This is a genomic window from Microbacterium sp. ARD32 (assembly GCF_031844385.1).
Lineage (GTDB): Bacteria > Actinomycetota > Actinomycetes > Actinomycetales > Microbacteriaceae > Microbacterium.
Genome location: NZ_JAUZVD010000001.1, coordinates 517,182 through 533,984, shown reverse-complemented (window position 1 = coordinate 533,984; position 16,803 = coordinate 517,182). Strand labels below are relative to the sequence as shown.

The following is a 16,803-nucleotide window of genomic DNA, read 5'->3' as shown; positions in this document are numbered from 1 at the left end:
GAAACCCCTCCTGAGCAACGCGATTCAGGAGGGGTCTCGACGACCATGAGGGGTTTCGGCGAACTTCGAGGGAGCCTCAGACGGCGAACGCGGCCTCCCGCTCGAGCAGGCTGCGCTTGACGTCCAGGCCCCACGCGAAGCCGCCGAGGGTCCCGTCCGAGCGGAGCACGCGGTGGCACGGGACGAACAGCGCGGGTGCGTTGCGCGCGCAGACGGCTGCGGCGGCGCGCACCGCCCGGGGGCTGCCGAGCTCGATCGCGAACTCCGCGTAGGTCAGCGGCCGGCCCGGGGCGATCCGGCGCAGCGCGGCCCAGCCGGTCTGCTGCATCCCCGTGCCGTGCTGGCGGACGGCGACCGTGTCGATCGCGCGCACGTCACCCGCGTAGTACGCGCGCGCCGCGTCGGCGGCATCCGTCTCGCCCTCCGCGACCTCAGCCGGGCGCAGCGACGGATGCACGCGTCCGACGATCGCGGCGTGGTCGTCGCTCCAGCCGGAGGCGAGCACCCGCTGCGCGTCGTCGGCGAGGATCGTGAGCGCCCCGTCGGGGGTGTCGATTGTCTGGATGAGGGCGGTCATGATGTCTCCTTGTTCGCTGTGGTGCGGCGACGCGGGGCGCGGACGGGAGCCGCGCGCCAGAGGTGGGCGGTGAGGTAGCTGCGCCAGGGCGCGACGCGCTCGGCCCACGCGGACAGGCCACGGGGGCCGGAGGGAAGCCCGGATGCCGCCGCTCCCGCGCGCACGGCCACGTCGCCCGGCAGGAGCACATCGGGATCCCCGATCACCCGCATCCGCACGTAGTCGGCCGTCCACGGGCCGATGCCCGGCATGGCCAGCAGTCGCGTGCGCTGCTCGACCGCATCATCTCCGACGGTGAGTACCACGGAGCCGTCCGTCAGCGCCGCGGCAGCGCCGGTTATCGCCCGGATGCGGGCGGCGGGACCGCGCAGCACCTCGGCGCCGTGCTCGGCGATCGCGGCCATCGTCGGGAAGAGGATGCCGCCATCGGCGGTGCGCTCCCCCAGCTGCTCGGCCAGCGCGGTCAGCGCGGTCCGTGCGGCGGCGACCGTGATCTGCTGGCCGACCATGGCTCGGATGAGCATCTCGTGCGGATCGGCCGAGCCGGGCACGCGGATGCCGGGGATCGCGGCCACGAGCGGGGACAGCTCCGGGTGCGAGGACAGCGCGGCGTCGACGCCGGCCGGGTCAGCGTCCAGATCGAACAGCCGACGTGCGACGGCCACCAGCGGTGCGAGGTCGCCGAGCCCGCTCACCCTGGCGCGCAGCCGCAGCCGGCCCTCGGCATCCTGCCGCACTTCCAGCTGGGCCGGTCCGCCTGGCATCCGCAGGTGACGCGCGAACGAGGTGGCCGTGGCGTGCTCCACGCCCGGGAGCGCGCGTGCGGCCATCCAGGCGAAGACACCCGCGGCATCCATCGGCGCACGGTGCGGCAGCAGCAGCTCGATCGCGCCCTGCGCCGCGGCATCCGCTTCCGTTCCGCCCGCCTTGCGGCGGCGCGTCGCGCGCAGCTGCCCGGGCGTCATCTCGAACACCTCCCGGATCGTGTCGTTGCACTGCCGGATGCTGGCGAACCCGGCCGAGAACGCGACCTCGGAGATCGGCATGTCGGTGCCGACCAGCAGCATCCGTGCGGTGTGCGCCCGGTGCGCGCGCGCCAGAGCGAGCGGACCGGCGCCGAGCTCAGCCGTCAGCAGCCGCGTGAGGTGGCGCGGAGAGTAGCCGAGCCGGTTCGCCAGGCCGCCCACGCCCTCCTGCTCCACGACGCCGGCGGCGATCAGCCGCATCGCGCGCGCCGCCGCGTCTCCGCGCAGGTTCCACGCCGGCGATCCGGGGGTCGCCTCGGGCAGGCACCGCTTGCAGGCGCGGTAGCCGGCCTCGTGCGCAGCGGCACTCGTGGGGTAGAAGGTGACGTTCGCGACCTTGGGGGTGCGGGCCGGACAACTGGGCCGGCAGTAGATGCCGGTGGAGCGCACGGCCGTGACGAACTGCCCGTCGAAGCGCGTGTCGCGCGCGCTGATCGCGCGGTAGCGCTCCGCGAAGGTCATCGCAGGAGCAGTCGGCGCCGAAGAGGTCATGTCTTCATGCTGTCACGTCGGCGCCCGGCGGACTGGCGGAAATCGGACACGACTGTCGTCGCCACCCGGTGCTGCTCCGTGCGCGGCGCCGGCGGTCAGCGGGGGTCGAGGTGGATGCCGGCGAGCATGCAGCGCACCGATCCGCCGGCGAGCTCGATCGGCGAGACCGGCAGCGGCAGCACGCGGCACGAGGCGGAGACGAGTTCGAGCTGCTCGTCGGTGAGGCTGCGGTGCGCCGTCTCGGACATCACCAGCATCCGCTCACCGTGGTGATCGCGCAGCTCGATCGCGTTGCCTGCGAACGAGGCGACCTGCTGTGCGTCCAGCGCCACCAGCGTGCGTCCGCTGTCGCGGATGCGCTGCGCGATCTGCTCGCGACGCTCGTCCCCCACGACGGCATCCAGGCCGATGAGCGCGATATCGGTGCCGATGCACATCATCACGTTGGTGTGATAGATCGGCACGCCGTCCGTGTCGACCGCATCGAAGACCACCGGCTCGTAGCCGAAGACGGTGCAGAACCGCTCCACGAGCACCGGATCGCAGCGCCGCGAGCGCACCGCGTACGCGATGCGCGACACGTGGTCGAGCACCATCGCGCCGGTGCCCTCCAGGAACAGGTCGTCGGCCTCCAGGCCGGAGTAGTCGATGACCTCCTGCACCCGGTACTCGGACTTGAGCATCTCGACGATGTCGGCGCGCCGTTCGCCCCGGCGGTTCGGCGCGTACATCGGGTACACGGCGACCCGGCCGCCGGCGTGGGTGGAGAACCAGTTGTTCGGGAAGACGCTGTCCGGATGCCGGTCGCTCTCGTCCTCGAACAGGTGCACGCGCACGCCCTCGATCCTCAGGCGCTCCGCCACCCGGGTGACCGCGTCGTACGCCTCACGCGAGACGTCGTGGTCGGCGGGGCGCTGGAAGGCGTTGTCGGCGGCCGTCTGCGGGTTGGGCCGGAAGTGGTGGGGCCGGATCAGCACCACCGCGTTCGGCGCCTGAGCGGATGCCGCTCTCACACCAGGCTGTGCGCCGAAGCGCCCTCGGCGACGAGCGCGAACAGGTTCTTCGGGTCGTCGGGCTCGGCGATGATGTCCACCTCGGTGAAGTAGTCCGTGCCGTCGATCGCGACATCCAGGTAGCGCAGCGCGGAGAAATCCTCGATCGCGAAGCCCACCGAGTCGAAGATCGTGATCTGCTCAGCATCCGTGCGACCCGCCGCCTCGCCGCGCAGCACGCGCCACAGCTCGGTGACCGGATGCTCGGCGTTGAGCTGCTGGATCTCGCCCTCGATGCGGGTCTGCGGCGGGTACTCCACGAAGATGTCGCCGCGGCGCAGGATGCGCGCATCGAGCTCGGTCTTGCCCGGGCAGTCGCCGCCGATCGCGTTCAGGTGCACGCCCGGTGCCACCATCTCGTCGGTGAGCACGGTGGCGTTGGCCTTGTCCGCGGTGCAGGTGGTGATGATCTGGGCTCCCCGCACGGCCTCGGCGCCGCTGGAGGCGCAGACGATGTCGAAGCCGAGCGGACGCATGTTGGCCTCGAACACGTCGAGTGCCTGCGGGTCGGTGTCCCAGACGCGCAGGCTCTGGATGCCGAGCAGCGCGCGGAACGCGAGCGCCTGGAACTCCGCCTGACTGCCGGTGCCGATCATCGCCATGGTCGTGGCGCCCTCGGGAGCGAGCACGCGAGCGGCCATCGCCGAGGTGGCGGCGGTGCGCAGCGCGGTGAGGATGGTCATCTCGGACCACAGCGTGGGATAGCCGCTGTCCACGTCGGCGAGCACGCCGAACGCGGTCACGGTCTGCAGCCCGCGCGCGGGGTTGCCGGGGTGGCCGTTGACGTACTTGAAGCCGTACTGACGGCCGTCACTGGCGGGCATCAGTTCGATCACGCCGATCTCGGAGTGGCTGGCGACCCGAGCGGTCTTGTCGAACTGCTCCCACCGGCGGAAGTCCTCGACCAGGGTCTCGGCGATGCCCTCGATCGCGCGCTCGATGCCGGTGTCGATCAGCCAGCGGCGCATGTTCGGGACATCAACGAAACGGACCATCGTCCATCCTCTCCTCGGGTCCCTCCAGGCTACGCGCGGCGGATGCCACTTTCAATCAACACAGTGGACCATTTGCGCCAGTGCTCGCACATTCTGATCAGCAATGCAGTATGTTCTGCGTATGAGCTCTCTGGATGACCTCGACCGCCGCCTGCTGTCGCTGCTGCGCGCGAACAGCCGCGAGTCGGTCGTGAGCCTTGCCCGTCGTCTCGGCGTGACCAGGGCGACCGTGGACAGCCGCTTGAAGCGGCTCGTCGACAGCGGCGTGATCGTGGGCTTCTCGGTGCGCGTGCGCGACCCGGCCGCGGCATCCGTCGTGCGCGCGGTCATGCTGATCGCCGTGGAGGGTCGCAACACGAGCGAGGTGATCCGCAGCCTGCGCGGGGTTCCTCAGATCGCCGCGCTGCACACCACGAACGGCCGCTGGGATCTCGTCGCCGACGTCAGCTGCGACAGCCTGGCATCCTTCGACGAGACCCTCGGGATCATCCGCGGCATCGACGGCATCCGCGACAGCGAGACCAGCATCCTGCTCAGCTCCGCGACCGTCTGACCCTCGCCGCGGGTGTGCCCCTCCGCGACGGTGTGACTCTCCCCGAGTGACGGTGCGTCAGTGGAAGAAGTGGCGCTCACCCGTGAAGAACATCGTCACACCGGCCTTGCGCGCGGCGTCGATGACCTCGCCGTCGCGCACCGAGCCGCCGGGCTGCACGATCGCCGTGACACCGGCATCCAGCAGCACCTGCGGCCCGTCCGCGAAGGGGAAGAACGCGTCGGATGCCGCCACCGATCCGGCCGCGCGCGCGCCGGCCCGCTCGACGGCGAGACGGCAGGAGTCCACGCGGTTGACCTGTCCCATGCCGACGCCGACCGTGGCGTTGCCCTTGGCGAGCACGATCGCGTTCGACTTCACCGCGCGGCACGCCTTCCAGGCGAAGATCAGGTTCTCCATCTCGGCGTCGTCCGGACGCTCGCCCGACACGAGCTCCCAGTCCTTGGCGACCGAGACGATGTCGTCGGGGAACCGGTCGGCGTCCTGCAGCAGCAGGCCGCCCGAGACCAGGCGCACGTCCATGCGCTCCTGCTGCCAGTCCTCGGGCAGCTTGAGCAGGCGCAGGTTCTTCTTGGCCTTGAACACCTCGAGTGCCGCGGGCTCGAAATCGGGAGCGACGATCACCTCGGTGAAGATGTCCTTGAGGTTGTCCGCCATCTTCAGCGTGACGGTGCCGTTCGCCGCGATCACGCCGCCGTACGCCGACACCGGATCGCACTCGTGCGCGCGCAGATGGGCGCTGGCGATCGGGTCCAGCGCGTTCGGCGCGGTGGTGGCGATGCCGCACGGGTTGGCGTGCTTGATGATCGCCACCGAGGGCAGCACCATGTCGTAGGCTGCGCGCAGCGCGGCATCCGCATCGACGTAGTTGTTGTACGACATCTCCTTGCCCTGCAGCTGCGTCGCCTGCGCGATGCCGTGGCCGCCGGTGCGCGTGTAGATCGCGGCGCGCTGATGCGAGTTCTCGCCGTAGCGGAGGGTCGCGAGGCGCTCGGCCTTGATGGTCAGATGCGCGGGCAGGTCAGCGCCGTCGCTGAGCGTGCCCTCCGAGAACCACTGCGCCACCGCGGTGTCGTAGGTGGCGGTGTGCGAGAAGGCACGGGCGGCGAGCTCGCGGCGCTGCACCAGATCGGTGCCGCCGGCCCTGACCGACTCGATGATCGCCGGGTACGACTCCGGCGAGACGACGATCGCGACGTTGGCGTGGTTCTTGGCGGCGGCGCGCACCATGGCGGGGCCGCCGATGTCGATCTGCTCGACGATCGCATCGGACTCGGCGCCCGAGGCGACGGTCTCCACGAACGGGTACAGGTTGACGACGACGAGCTCGAAGGGCTCGATGCCGAGCTCTGCCAGCTGGCGCTCGTGGTCCTCGAGCCGCAGGTCGGCGAGCAGCCCGCCGTGGATCTTCGGATGCAGCGTCTTGACGCGTCCGTCCAGCATCTCCTCGACGCCGGTGACTGCGGCGACGTCCGTGACCTGGAAGCCGGCATCCCGCACGGTCTGCGCCGTGGAGCCGGTGGAGACGATCTCCACGCCCGCGTCCGCCAGGGCCGCGGCCAGCTCGACCAGCCCGGTCTTGTCGCTCACCGACACCAGCGCGCGCCGGATCGGCACCAGGTCGCGGTGACGGTACAGCGAGGGATCGAGGCGGGGGCCGGCCATGATGATGCTCCTTCGTACGTGGGTGGTTCGGGATCGGGTGCGGGTCGGGATCTTGTGCGGTTCAGAGGACGAGCTCGCCCGTGGCGATGCGCTGCACGACATCGATGAGCAGTCGCCGCTCGACCGGCTTGATGCGCTCATGCAGTGTGGACTCGGTGTCGTCGGGGAGCACGGCGACGCGCTCCTGCGCGAGGATCGGTCCGCTGTCGACGCCGTCGTCGACGACGATCACGCTGGCGCCGGTCTGCTCCACGCCCGCCGCCAGGGCATCGCGCACCCCGTGCGCTCCCGGGAACTCGGGCAGGTGGGCGGGGTGCGTGTTCACGATGCGCGGCGCGTAGCGCGCCACGACCGCGGCGGGCAGCAGGCGCATGAGCCCGCTGAGCACGATGAGGTCGGGCTGCCAGGCATCCAGCTGCTCCGCCAGCTCGACGCCCCACGCCTCCCTGCTCGGGTACGCCGAGTACGGGACGGTGAAAGTGGGGATGCCGAATTCCTCGGCGTGCGCGAGACCGGCGGCGTCGCGGTCGGCGCCCACGGCCAGCACGCGGGCCGGGAAATCGGGGTGACTCGTCGCCTCGAGCAGGGCTCGGAGGTTCGAGCCGGCCCCGGAGATGAGAACGACGAGCGTCAGCACCCGGTCAGTCTACCGGCGCGGTGAGCCCGGCCCGGTCGCTCGTTTCATCCGCCTGCCACGCGCGCCAGCGGTCGGTGCGCTCCTCAGCCAGTTCGTCACGGTGGCGCGGAGCGAGCAGCAGGATGCCGCATCCGATGAGCACCTCGATCCCGATCGCCAGCGCGAACGGGCCGACCGCGGGCCCGGCATCCGCCATCCGCCCCGGACCGATGGATCCGGATGCCAGGACGGCCGCGAGCGCGGCGGCCCCGGCGGACAGCGCGGCGATGCCGGCGGCGATCGCCGCACGCGGCCACAGCCCGGTCGCCGTGCGCTCCCACACCAGTCGCGACCGCACCATCCAGCCCGCGAGCGCACCGCACGCGATCGGCACGAGCACGACCACCAGCATCCACATCGACGAGTTCTCCGGCACGAGCCCGAGCACGGGGATCCCCGGGATGACGCCCAGGTCGGTGCCCGCCGGGGAGACGGCGGTGCCCGTCCCCAGCGCGAAACCGGGACCGGCCAGCCAGCTCGCCGACCAGACCAGCAGCGTCGGCAGGTACAGCAGGTGCGCGAGCGTGAGCATCGTCGCGCCGAGCGCGTCGACGCGAGCGGCCTCGAACAGCGCGATGACCTCTCCCCCGCGCAGCACGGTCATCACCGCGAAGCCGGCAGCCGCCGAACCCGCGAGAGCGACCACGGCCACGGCCGCTCCGCGAAGCGATTCCACCGGCACCGGGCCCCAATCGCCCCAGCCGTCGACGACGTCGTGCACACGGTCCACGATCCCGTCGTCGCCCTCCGCCCACGCGCGCCGGATCGCTCCGAGCAGCAGGCCGGCGAGGTAGGTGGCCGACGGGATCAGGATGCCCGCCCACTGCGACGCGCGCAGCACGCTCGAGTGCGCGCTCAGCGCGACCAGCGTGCTCAGCAGGGTGAAGGTCACGGCTCCGGCCAGCACGCCGCTGAGCCAGGCGCGGGCGTCGGCCGCCCGCCTGCCGGAGCGCGCACCGAAGATCAGGGTGAACAGCCACAGCGCGAGCGGCGGCACCGAGAGGGTGAAGGATGCCGCCTCCTTGGCGATCCCCAGCGAGGACAGCACCTCATCCGGCAGCAGCACCTGCACGGGCACGGCGTGACCGAACTGCCACAGCGTGCCGCTGACCGGCCACAGAGCGCCCCAGTCGGCGCCGGTGCCGAAGGCGAGCACCCATAGCAGGGTGAAGGGCGCGAGCACGGCGACCACGCCCACGGCCGCGGCGATGGCGGCGTCGAGGGCGGCGAGGAGCGCGACGATCAGACGATGCATGACTCATCGAGCCTACGATGCGCTGACCTTCGCGCACGCGCGGGCGCGCGACACGATAGATTCTCTGCGGAGGTCCCGATGACAACTGCCCCTGCTCACCCCGATTCCGCCACCGAACCGCGCAACGCGGTCGATCGGTTCTTCGAGATCACGAAGCGGGGTTCGAGCTTCGGCGCCGAGATCCGCGGCGGCGTGGTCACCTTCGTCACGATGGCGTACATCGTGATCCTGAACCCGATCATCCTGTCCACCCCCGACGTCGACGGCAACGTGCTCAGCGGCAGCGCGGTCGCGGCGGCCACGGCCCTCACCGCAGGCGTGATGACGCTGCTGTTCGGCCTGGTCACCCGCCTGCCGTTCGCGTTCGCCGCCGGCCTCGGCATCAACGCCTACCTCGCGTTCTCCGTCGTGGGCACGGTGACCTGGCCCGAGGCGATGGCCCTGGTCATGATCAACGGCGCAGTCATCGTGCTGCTGGCCGCCACCGGGCTTCGCAAGATGATCTTCGATGCCGTGCCGGTGCAGCTGAAGCTGGCCATCACGGTCGGCATCGGCCTGTTCATCGCCTTCATCGGCTTCGTCAACGCCGGATTCGTCACGTCGACCGGCAACCCGTCCCCGCCGATCGACCTCGGCATCGGCGGGTCGGTCGCCACGATCCCGACGCTGATGTTCGTGGTGACGCTGCTCATCGGCGGCGTGCTCATGGCGCTGCGCAGCAAGGGCGCCATCCTCATCGCGCTGATCTCCGGCACCGTGCTCTCGGCGATCATCGCTGCGATCTGGCCGAACGCCGGGTTCACCTTCGACTTCTCGGACGGCATCGTCGGCGTTCCCGACCTCAGCCTGATCGGACAGGTCGACTTCGGCTTCGATCTCGGTCGGGTGTCGGTCGTCGCCCTCATCATGATCGTCTTCACCCTGATCTTCTCGAACTTCTTCGACGCGATGGGCACCATGACGGGCCTGGCGGAAGAGGCCGGCCTGGCGGATGCGAAGGGCGACTTCCCCCGCATCAAGTCCGCGCTGGTCGTGGAGGGCGTCGGTGCTCTCGCCGGCGGCGCGACATCTTCATCGTCCGCGACGGTGTTCGTGGAGTCCGGTTCCGGCATCGGCGAGGGCGCGCGAACGGGCTTCGCGACCTCGGTGACCGGCGTCCTGTTCCTGCTGGCGATGTTCTTCACTCCGCTGACCGCCCTGGTGCCCGGTGCGATCGCGGCTGCGGCGCTCGTGCTCGTCGGGGCGCTGATGCTCGCGCAGATCAAGAACATCGACTTCAGCGACTTCCGCGTACTGCTGCCGGTGTTCCTCACCGCGACCGTGATGCCGATGACCTACTCGATCGCCAACGGCATCGGCGCGGGCTTCGTCAGCTGGATCGTCGTCAACGCGCTCTCCGGTCGCGCGAAGACGATCCACCCGCTGCTGTGGATCGTCGGCATCGGCTTCGTGCTGTTCTTCGCGCGCGGTCCGATCTCGGCGCTCTTCGCCTGATCGGGGTCGCAGGGAGGGGTCGGATGCCGAGCATCCGGCCCCTTCCGTGTCGTCGCGGTCGCAGTGTCGTCGACGCGGTCGCGTTGCGTCAGGCGATCGCGGTGCCCTCGATGAGCGGCTCGACCGTTCCGAGGATGCCGGGCGCCAGCATCCGCTTCACCTCGACCGACGCGAAGCCGGCGGCCTGGATCGACGCGGCCGTGTCGCGGTGCGGATCGCAGCCATGATCGATCAGACGGGACAGCGGCGCGCAGGCGGCCTGCAGCACCGAGGTCCAGGTGCCGCGCTCCCCCGCCACGTGCTCGAAGAACACCAGCCTGCCGCCCGGCCGCAGCACCCGCCGCACCTCCTGCAGCGCGTCAGCGGGGCGACGCACCGAGCAGAGCACCGTGGAGGCGATCACGGCATCCACCGAGCCGCTCTCGAGCGGAATCGCCTCGGCCGGCGCCGTGAGCAGACGGGATCCGCTGCGGCGGCCCAGGCGCTGCCGCAGCGCCGGCTCGATCCGGCGGCGCGGCTCGAGCGCCAGCCATTCGACGTCGGAAGCCAGCTGATCGGCCGCGATCCCGGATCCCGCGCCGAGGTCGAGCACGACGCCGCGCAGCCCGGGCAGCACCGACGCGCGCCAGCGCCTGCGCAGTTCCGAGCTCGGCGTGCTCCCAGGCATCCGCCCAGGATAGGTGCGATTCCGGCACGGCGGTACCCGGCCGCTCGGGCGATCTCCAGCGGCACGCCGGCGCGGGCGGGTCGCTCGGCGGCCCGCCCGCGGGACCTCACTCCAGCAGCGTCTCCCCGATGTAGCCGCCCTCATCGCATCCCGGCGGCACCGCGAACACGGCGCTGCCGATCGGCGTGGTCCAGATGTTCAGCAGATCGGCCTGCGCCAGCCGCTGCTGCATGGGCGTGAACTGACGCTGGATGTCGGCCTGGAAGCTGATGAAGACCAGCCCCGACTCCGACACCGCGGAAGCTTCCGCGGGCGGTGCGTCGTAGTTGTACACCCGCCGGAAGATGCGCTCGCCCGGCTCGGTCGCGTGCGCCCGGCGGATGTGCGCGAGGTCGTCGATCACCGGGAAACCGCGCGGTCCCCTGGCTTCGAAGTCGGGCTCGTCGTGCTCCTTCTCGCCGGTGAGCGGTGCTCCGGTGTCCAGGGTGCGCCCGATCGCGAACTCGCGAGCGGTGCGGTCCAGCCCATCCCAGGTGTCCAGGTTCATGGCGATGCGCCGCACCACCATTCCCGTGCCTCCCGCGATCCAGTCCTCCCGGCACCACACCGCCCGATCGAACTCCTCGGTGCCGGGTCGGAGGTTGGCCGTCCCGTCCACCTGTCCGAACAGGTTGCGCATCGTCGTCCCCTGCGCCACGGTGCCCCGTGCGCGGCGGAAGCCGTGCTGCACCCAGCGGACGGTGGCGAACGCGCGGGCGTCCTTCAGCAGCATCCGCGCAGTGTGCGCAACCGAGAGAGGGTCGTCGGCAGCCACCTGTATGAGCAGGTCGCCGCCGGTGAACTCGGCACGCAGCCGGTCGATGCCGAATGACGGCAACGGGGCGAGCCAGTCCGGCCCGCTGCCCCCGGCTCTCTGCACGAAGCCCGGACCGAAGCCGAAGGTGACGGTGAGCCCGGCGGGTTCGAGCGCCAGTTCGCGCTCCATGTCGGCCAGTGCCGGGGTCCCAGCGGTGAGCCGGACCGCATCGTCGGTGAGCAGGCGCATCAGGCGGCGCAGACCGTCGCGTTCCACCCCCGGGCGAAGGTCCAGGCTGATCACCGTGGCGTGCGCCTGGGGCACGGTGGCGATTCCCGCCTGATGCACCCCGTGGAACGCGACGACCTCGCCACCGTGCAGCGCGGGTGGCGCCGGTGAGGCCTCCGGAGCCGGCGCGGCGGCCGCGACGAGGCGATCGATCCCGAGCGCGGCCGCCGCGCCCGCGCCGGCGGCAGCCCCTCCCAGGAGGAGCTGCCGCCGGGTCGGGCCCGACGGGCGATGGATGCCCGAGGCCGCGGACTGCTCGCGGTCTGCGGACGTCACTGGTCCTGGTCCGCGTCGGAGCCGTCGGAGTAGTGCTCCTCCGCGCCGGCGAAGTCCTTGGCCGGCGCGGTGAACGACATCGTGGAGTGATCCGAGAACGTCAGCGTGAACGGCACCTCAGCGCCTGCCTCGACGGGCGCGGTCAGCCCCATCAGCATCAGGTGGTTCGCCCCGGGTGCGAGCTCGAAGGAGCCGTGCGCGGGAATCGTGAACCCGCCGTCGACCTCCTTCATCACCATCGCGCCGGAGTCGTCGGCCACCGTCTCGTGCAGCTGAGTGCCCTCGGCGGCATCGGTCTGCGCCGAGACGATGGTCACGTCGCGGTCGGTCGGATTGGACAGGATGCCGAAAGCGGCGGTCATGCCCTCGGGCGCGGCCTTCACCCAGGCATCCTCGATGGTCACCGCCTGACCCGCGGTCACGGCGGATTCGGCGGACGCCTCGGGCGCGGATGAGTCCGCTGATGGGGAGCATCCGGTGAGCAGCAGCAGCGCGGCGGCCGCGAGGACGAGGACGCGTGGGATGCTTCGGCGGTGGTCGATGTTCATGGAAGTGCCTTTCGAGTTCTGTTCTGCCGGCGCGCGGACGCGCGACGCGGCACGCGACCGCGCGAGCGCGGTGCGCGAGTGCCCGTGACACGCACGGACAGCGCCGTCACCCCTCGGAGGGTGGGCGCTTCTCAGATGCTCGAGAGTCGGGGCGGTCCCCGGCGCGGCTGCTGCCGGACGATCCGGATGCCCGTGTCGTCGGTGCGCGGACCGTGCGCGGCGGGCCTGCTGACCGATCGGCGCGGCTGGAGCCGCACGGCCGCACGGAAGACGGCGACGACCCAGGTGGCGATCACGCCCGCGATGTGCACGAGCGCCGACAGCAGCGTCTCGCCGCGATGCAGTGCCAGGGCGGTGAGCACCGCCGCGACGGCGTGGCCGAACCACATCATCGCGTCGGGCGTCACGATGGGCAGCGCGTCGGTCGCCGGCAGGATCATCGCCATGCCGTGCTGGTGACCTCCGGTGAGCCCTGCGGGGGTGACGGCGCCGAGGATGAACAGCGTGTGGAAGAAGAACTGGCTGGCCGAGACCGCCAGCATCAGCCGTGTCAGCGAGAGCCGGCGCCCGGCGAGCAGCACGCTGACCATGCTCGAGAGCACCAGCGGCACGACGATGCCGATGACTCCCGGCATCGCCCCTCCGGCGGACACATGGCCGAGCAGAGCGGTGAAGGTCGCGATCGTCGCCGTGGACAGGCCGCGCAGCAGGTGCGGGAGCCGGGACGGTCGCATGACTCCATTGTGTCACCGGCCGGCAGTGCCGGTTGCTCGACGGCGCCGGCCAGTGCCCGCACAGATGTCAGCCGAAATCACAGATGTCAGCCCAAACAGGCCATTTCGGCTGACATCCGTGATCTGAGCCGACATCCGTGCGCCCCGAACCCGCCAGCACAGCGCCCGGGCATGACGAAGGCCCCGGGGTGGAGCCCGGGGCCTTCGTCGATCAGCCTACTGCACTCAGAGCGCCTCGACGATCGCGCGCATCAGCTCGGCGGCCTCGGACGGCGTCTTGCCGACCTTCACGCCCGCGGCCTCGAGGGCCTCCTTCTTCGCGGCGGCGGTGCCCGCGGAGCCCGAGACGATGGCGCCGGCGTGGCCCATGGTCTTGCCCTCGGGGGCGGTGAAGCCCGCCACGTAGCCGACGACGGGCTTGGTGACGTTCGCCTTGATGTACTCGGCCGCGCGCTCCTCGGCGTCGCCGCCGATCTCGCCGATCATGACGATCGCCTTGGTGTCGGGGTCGGCCTCGAACGCGGCGAGCGCGTCGATGTGGGTGGTGCCGATGATCGGGTCGCCGCCGATGCCGATCGCGGTGGAGAACCCGATGTCCTTGAGCTCGAACATCATCTGGTAGGTGAGCGTGCCCGACTTGGAGACCAGGCCGATCGGGCCGGGGCCGGTGATCGTGGCGGGCGTGATGCCGGCCAGGGCCTCACCGGGAGTGATGATGCCGGGGCAGTTCGGCCCGATGATGCGGGTCTTGTTGCCCTTCGACTTGGCGTACGCCCAGGCCTCAGCGGAGTCGCCCACCGGGATGCCCTCGGTGATGACGACCAGCAGCGGGATCTCGGCGTCGATGGCCTCGATCATGGCATCCTTGGCGAACTTCGGCGGCACGAACGCCACCGAGACGTCGGCACCGGTCTTCTGGATGGCCTCGGCGACCGAGCCGAAGACGGGCAGCTCGACCTCGCCCGAGCCGGGCTTGTCGTGGGTGACCGTGGTGCCGGCCTTGCGGGCGTTCACGCCGCCGACGATGTCGGTGCCGGCCTTGAGCATGAGGGCGGTGTGCTTGGTGCCCTCGCCGCCCGTGATGCCCTGGACGATGACCTTGGAGTCCTTGTTGAGGTAGATCGACATGTTTCTCTCGTCCTTACAATCTCAGGCGTTCGCCAGCTCGGCGGCCTTGTCGGCGCCCTCGTCCATACCGGCGGCGGAGGTGACCAGCGGGTGGTTCGCCGCGGCGAGGATCGCGCGACCCTCCTCGACCTGGTTGCCGTCCAGGCGGACGACCAGCGGCTTGGTGGCGGAGTCGCCCAGGATCTCCAGGGCCTTCACGATGCCCTCGGCCACGGCCACGCACGAGGTGATCCCGCCGAAGACGTTCACGAAGACGCTCTTGACCTGCGGGTCGCCGAGGATGACGTCCAGACCGTTGGCCATGACCTGCGCGTTCGCGCCGCCGCCGATGTCGAGGAAGTTGGCGGGCTTGACGCCGCCGTGGTTCTCACCGGCGTAGGCGACCACGTCGAGGGTGGACATGACCAGACCCGCGCCGTTGCCGATGATGCCGACCTGGCCGTCGAGCTTGACGTAGTTCAGTCCGGATGCCTTGGCCTTGGCCTCGAGCGGGTCGGCAGCGGCCTTGTCCTCGAGCGCCTCGTGCTCGGGGTGACGCACCTCGGAGGCGTTCTCGTCGAGCGAGACCTTGCCGTCGAGGGCGATGATCTCGCCTTCCTCGGTGCGGACCAGCGGGTTCACCTCGACGAGCGTGGCGCCCTCGCCCTTGTACACGTCGTAGAGCTTGACGAAGACGTCGGCGACCTTCGAGACGAGTTCGTCGGGGAAGTTCGCGGCCTTGGCGATCTCGATCGCCTTGGTCTTGTTGATGCCGACCAGCGGGTCGACCTCGACGCGGGCCAGAGCCTCGGGCTTCTCGACGGCGAGCTGCTCGATCTCCATGCCGCCCTCGACCGAGCACAGGCTCAGGTAGGAGCGGTTGGCGCGGTCGAGCAGCACCGAGAAGTAGAACTCCTCGGCGATGCGGGCGCCCGCGGCGACCATGACGCGCTTGACGACGTGGCCCTTGATGTCCAGACCGAGGATCGCCTGGGCGGCCTCGTATGCCTCGTCAGGGTTCTTCGCGACCTTGACACCGCCGGCCTTGCCGCGGCCGCCGGTCTTGACCTGTGCCTTGACGACGACGACGCCGCCGAGCTTCTCGGCCGCTGCCTTCACCTCCTCGGGGGTGTCGGCGACGATGCCGGCGAGGACCGGCACATCGTACTTCTCGAAAAGGTCTCGTGCCTGGTACTCGTAGAGATCCACAGTGCAGTCCTTCGCTGGTTGCGGCGGGTGGGACGCGACAGTTCTGTCGGGTGTCGATATCATTCGACCCGATCAAAGAGCCTACTACCGCCGGCGACATCACAAGAACGGCCGAGACTAGGCTTCACCCTATGCAGCATCCGTCTCCCTCCCGCACCGGCGTGGTCGCCGCCGCGCTCGAACTGTTCGCCGCACAGGGATTCGAGGCGACGTCGGTGGAGCAGATCGCCAAGGCCGCCGGCGTCTCGCGCTCCACCTTCTTCCGCCAGTTCGGCGGCAAGGAGGATGTGGTCTTCACCGATCACGAGCACATGCTCGACGATCTGCGCACCTTTCTCGATCAGCCGCACGACGACCCGTGGGAGGCCGTGTGCGAGGCATCCGAGCGCGTGTTCGAGCACTTCGTGCGCGATCCGGAACTGGCGCGTCGCCGCTACCAGATCGTGCGGCGGGTGCCGGTGCTGCGCGACCGCGAGATCGTGACCGTGTTCCGCTACGAGCGCCTCTTCGACCAGTACCTGCGCGACGCGCTGCCCGGGATCGCTCCGATCGATGCCGTCGGCTTCTCGGCGCTGGTCACCGCCGTGCACAATCACGTGCTGCGGCAGCTGCTGCGGGGCAGGAAGGTGCCGGTGTCCACGCTCCGCGCGGCGCTGGACGACGTGCGCCGGCGCTACGGAGTGCTGCCTGAGGCATCGGATGCCGCGCCCGATGACGTCGTGGTCGCCGTTTTCCCCCGCTCGATGCCGATCGCGGAGATCTCCCGGCGGGTGCAGGCCGAGCTGAGCTGAGCGGCGCGGAGAGAGCGCGGGTGCGTCAGTCGCAGCCGCAGCCGCCGGAGGGCGTCTTCATCATGAAGCAGACATCGCACACGCCGTAGTCGCGGTCGGCTGCGGGGGTCGCCTTCGGCTGCCGGGGAGCGGATGCCGGCTTCGCGGCCGCGCGAGCGCCGGAGGTGCGCGTGCCGGTGCGCCGCGCTGTGGCCGATGGCAGCGCGCTGGGCTGGGTGACGTAGAAGTGCGGTGCCCGTCCCTCGCTGGGCTGCAGCGGCAGCGCGCGTCCGCCGACGAGGATCTGCTCGTCCTCGGCGAAGCCGTTGATGTAGGTGCGGCCGATGTGCAGCGGCGCCCCTTCGCGGCGAAGCGCCTCGATGTAGCGACCTCGGTCGATGTAGCTGATGATGCCGACGGCATCCGTGACGGCGCCGATGAACGCGTGATTCTCGACGGGGATCCGGTGCGCGCGCAGCGCTTCGGCGAGGGATCGGTACGGTCGGGAGGTTCCTGCGGGGGTCGGGCCCTGTACTTCGTTCATCGTGTTCTGATTCTCTCATCCGCGGGGTTCGCGGGGCCCATATGGTCGCGAGCCCTTCGGCGGACAGCGTCGCGGCGGGA

At 70.6% G+C, this 16,803-nt stretch carries 17 protein-coding genes; 3 read left to right on the top strand and 14 right to left on the bottom strand.

Features of this window, described 5'->3' with window-relative positions:
- Positions 1 to 76 precede the first annotated feature (76 nt).
- From Q9R19_RS02465 to Q9R19_RS02450, 4 genes are all read right to left on the bottom strand, one after another.
- Positions 77 to 577: a methylated-DNA--[protein]-cysteine S-methyltransferase gene (locus Q9R19_RS02465; protein ID WP_311254762.1), complete on the bottom strand. Its 501-nt coding sequence runs from the start codon at positions 575 to 577 to the stop codon at positions 77 to 79.
- Entirely contained in the window at positions 574 to 2,094 is a 1,521-nt protein-coding gene (locus Q9R19_RS02460; RefSeq protein WP_311254761.1) for an Ada metal-binding domain-containing protein, read from the bottom strand. The genes Q9R19_RS02465 and Q9R19_RS02460 overlap by 4 nt, the downstream gene beginning before the upstream one ends.
- 95 nt (positions 2,095 to 2,189) lie before the next feature.
- A complete protein-coding gene (gene ctlX, locus Q9R19_RS02455; RefSeq protein WP_311254760.1) occupies positions 2,190 to 3,107 on the bottom strand; it encodes a citrulline utilization hydrolase CtlX in 918 nt (305 codons plus the stop codon).
- A complete protein-coding gene (locus tag Q9R19_RS02450; protein WP_311254759.1) occupies positions 3,104 to 4,141 on the bottom strand; it encodes an ornithine cyclodeaminase in 1,038 nt (345 codons plus the stop codon). The genes ctlX and Q9R19_RS02450 overlap by 4 nt, the downstream gene beginning before the upstream one ends.
- A gap of 121 nt (positions 4,142 to 4,262) precedes the next feature.
- Here Q9R19_RS02450 and Q9R19_RS02445 point away from each other — a divergent pair, with 121 nt between their 5' ends.
- Positions 4,263 to 4,694 (top strand): Lrp/AsnC family transcriptional regulator, encoded by a 432-nt coding sequence (locus tag Q9R19_RS02445; protein ID WP_311254758.1) that lies wholly within the window; start codon positions 4,263 to 4,265, stop codon positions 4,692 to 4,694.
- 57 nt (positions 4,695 to 4,751) lie between these two features.
- On the opposite strand, the gene purH is transcribed toward Q9R19_RS02445, so the two are convergent.
- From purH to Q9R19_RS02430, 3 genes are all read right to left on the bottom strand, one after another.
- The gene (purH, locus tag Q9R19_RS02440; protein ID WP_311254757.1) at positions 4,752 to 6,359 is read right to left on the bottom strand and encodes a bifunctional phosphoribosylaminoimidazolecarboxamide formyltransferase/IMP cyclohydrolase; all 1,608 of its coding nucleotides are present in this window, start codon (positions 6,357 to 6,359) and stop codon (positions 4,752 to 4,754) included.
- A gap of 61 nt (positions 6,360 to 6,420) precedes the next feature.
- Positions 6,421 to 6,996 carry a phosphoribosylglycinamide formyltransferase gene (purN, locus tag Q9R19_RS02435; RefSeq protein ID WP_311254756.1) on the bottom strand — a complete coding sequence of 192 codons (576 nt, stop codon included), beginning with the start codon at positions 6,994 to 6,996 and terminating at the stop codon, positions 6,421 to 6,423.
- Between the two features lie 4 nt (positions 6,997 to 7,000).
- On the bottom strand, positions 7,001 to 8,290 hold the full coding sequence (locus Q9R19_RS02430; RefSeq protein WP_311254755.1) for a DUF6350 family protein: 1,290 nt from the start codon (positions 8,288 to 8,290) through the stop codon (positions 7,001 to 7,003).
- Positions 8,291 to 8,368: 78 nt separating this feature from the next.
- Between Q9R19_RS02430 and Q9R19_RS02425 the strand changes: the two genes are divergently transcribed.
- Complete coding sequence (locus Q9R19_RS02425) at positions 8,369 to 9,784, top strand: NCS2 family permease (RefSeq protein ID WP_311254754.1); 1,416 nt, start codon at positions 8,369 to 8,371, stop codon at positions 9,782 to 9,784.
- A gap of 88 nt (positions 9,785 to 9,872) precedes the next feature.
- Here the strand turns inward: Q9R19_RS02425 and Q9R19_RS02420 are convergent, their stop codons facing one another.
- The 6 genes from Q9R19_RS02420 to sucC all read right to left on the bottom strand — a co-directional run bounded on the left by Q9R19_RS02420 (position 9,873) and on the right by sucC (position 15,409).
- Positions 9,873 to 10,451 carry a class I SAM-dependent methyltransferase gene (locus Q9R19_RS02420; protein WP_311254753.1) on the bottom strand — a complete coding sequence of 193 codons (579 nt, stop codon included), beginning with the start codon at positions 10,449 to 10,451 and terminating at the stop codon, positions 9,873 to 9,875.
- A gap of 106 nt (positions 10,452 to 10,557) precedes the next feature.
- A complete protein-coding gene (locus tag Q9R19_RS02415; RefSeq protein ID WP_311254752.1) occupies positions 10,558 to 11,811 on the bottom strand; it encodes a Dyp-type peroxidase in 1,254 nt (417 codons plus the stop codon).
- On the bottom strand, positions 11,808 to 12,359 hold the full coding sequence (locus tag Q9R19_RS02410; RefSeq protein WP_311254751.1) for a copper chaperone PCu(A)C: 552 nt from the start codon (positions 12,357 to 12,359) through the stop codon (positions 11,808 to 11,810). Before Q9R19_RS02410 ends, Q9R19_RS02415 begins: the two co-directional genes overlap by 4 nt.
- A 131-nt stretch (positions 12,360 to 12,490) precedes the next feature.
- Positions 12,491 to 13,093, bottom strand: coding sequence for a hypothetical protein (locus Q9R19_RS02405; protein WP_311254750.1), 603 nt, complete (start codon positions 13,091 to 13,093; stop codon positions 12,491 to 12,493).
- Positions 13,094 to 13,318: 225 nt separating this feature from the next.
- Positions 13,319 to 14,221 (bottom strand): succinate--CoA ligase subunit alpha, encoded by a 903-nt coding sequence (gene sucD / locus Q9R19_RS02400; protein ID WP_311254749.1) that lies wholly within the window; start codon positions 14,219 to 14,221, stop codon positions 13,319 to 13,321.
- Between the two features lie 21 nt (positions 14,222 to 14,242).
- Positions 14,243 to 15,409, bottom strand: coding sequence for an ADP-forming succinate--CoA ligase subunit beta (sucC, locus tag Q9R19_RS02395; protein WP_311254748.1), 1,167 nt, complete (start codon positions 15,407 to 15,409; stop codon positions 14,243 to 14,245).
- Between the two features lie 131 nt (positions 15,410 to 15,540).
- Between sucC and Q9R19_RS02390 the strand changes: the two genes are divergently transcribed.
- Complete coding sequence (locus Q9R19_RS02390) at positions 15,541 to 16,200, top strand: helix-turn-helix domain-containing protein (RefSeq protein WP_311254747.1); 660 nt, start codon at positions 15,541 to 15,543, stop codon at positions 16,198 to 16,200.
- A 25-nt stretch (positions 16,201 to 16,225) separates the two neighbouring features.
- Here Q9R19_RS02390 and Q9R19_RS02385 read toward each other — a convergent pair whose 3' ends face one another.
- Entirely contained in the window at positions 16,226 to 16,723 is a 498-nt protein-coding gene (locus Q9R19_RS02385; RefSeq protein ID WP_311254746.1) for a hypothetical protein, read from the bottom strand.
- Positions 16,724 to 16,803: the final 80 nt, after the last annotated feature.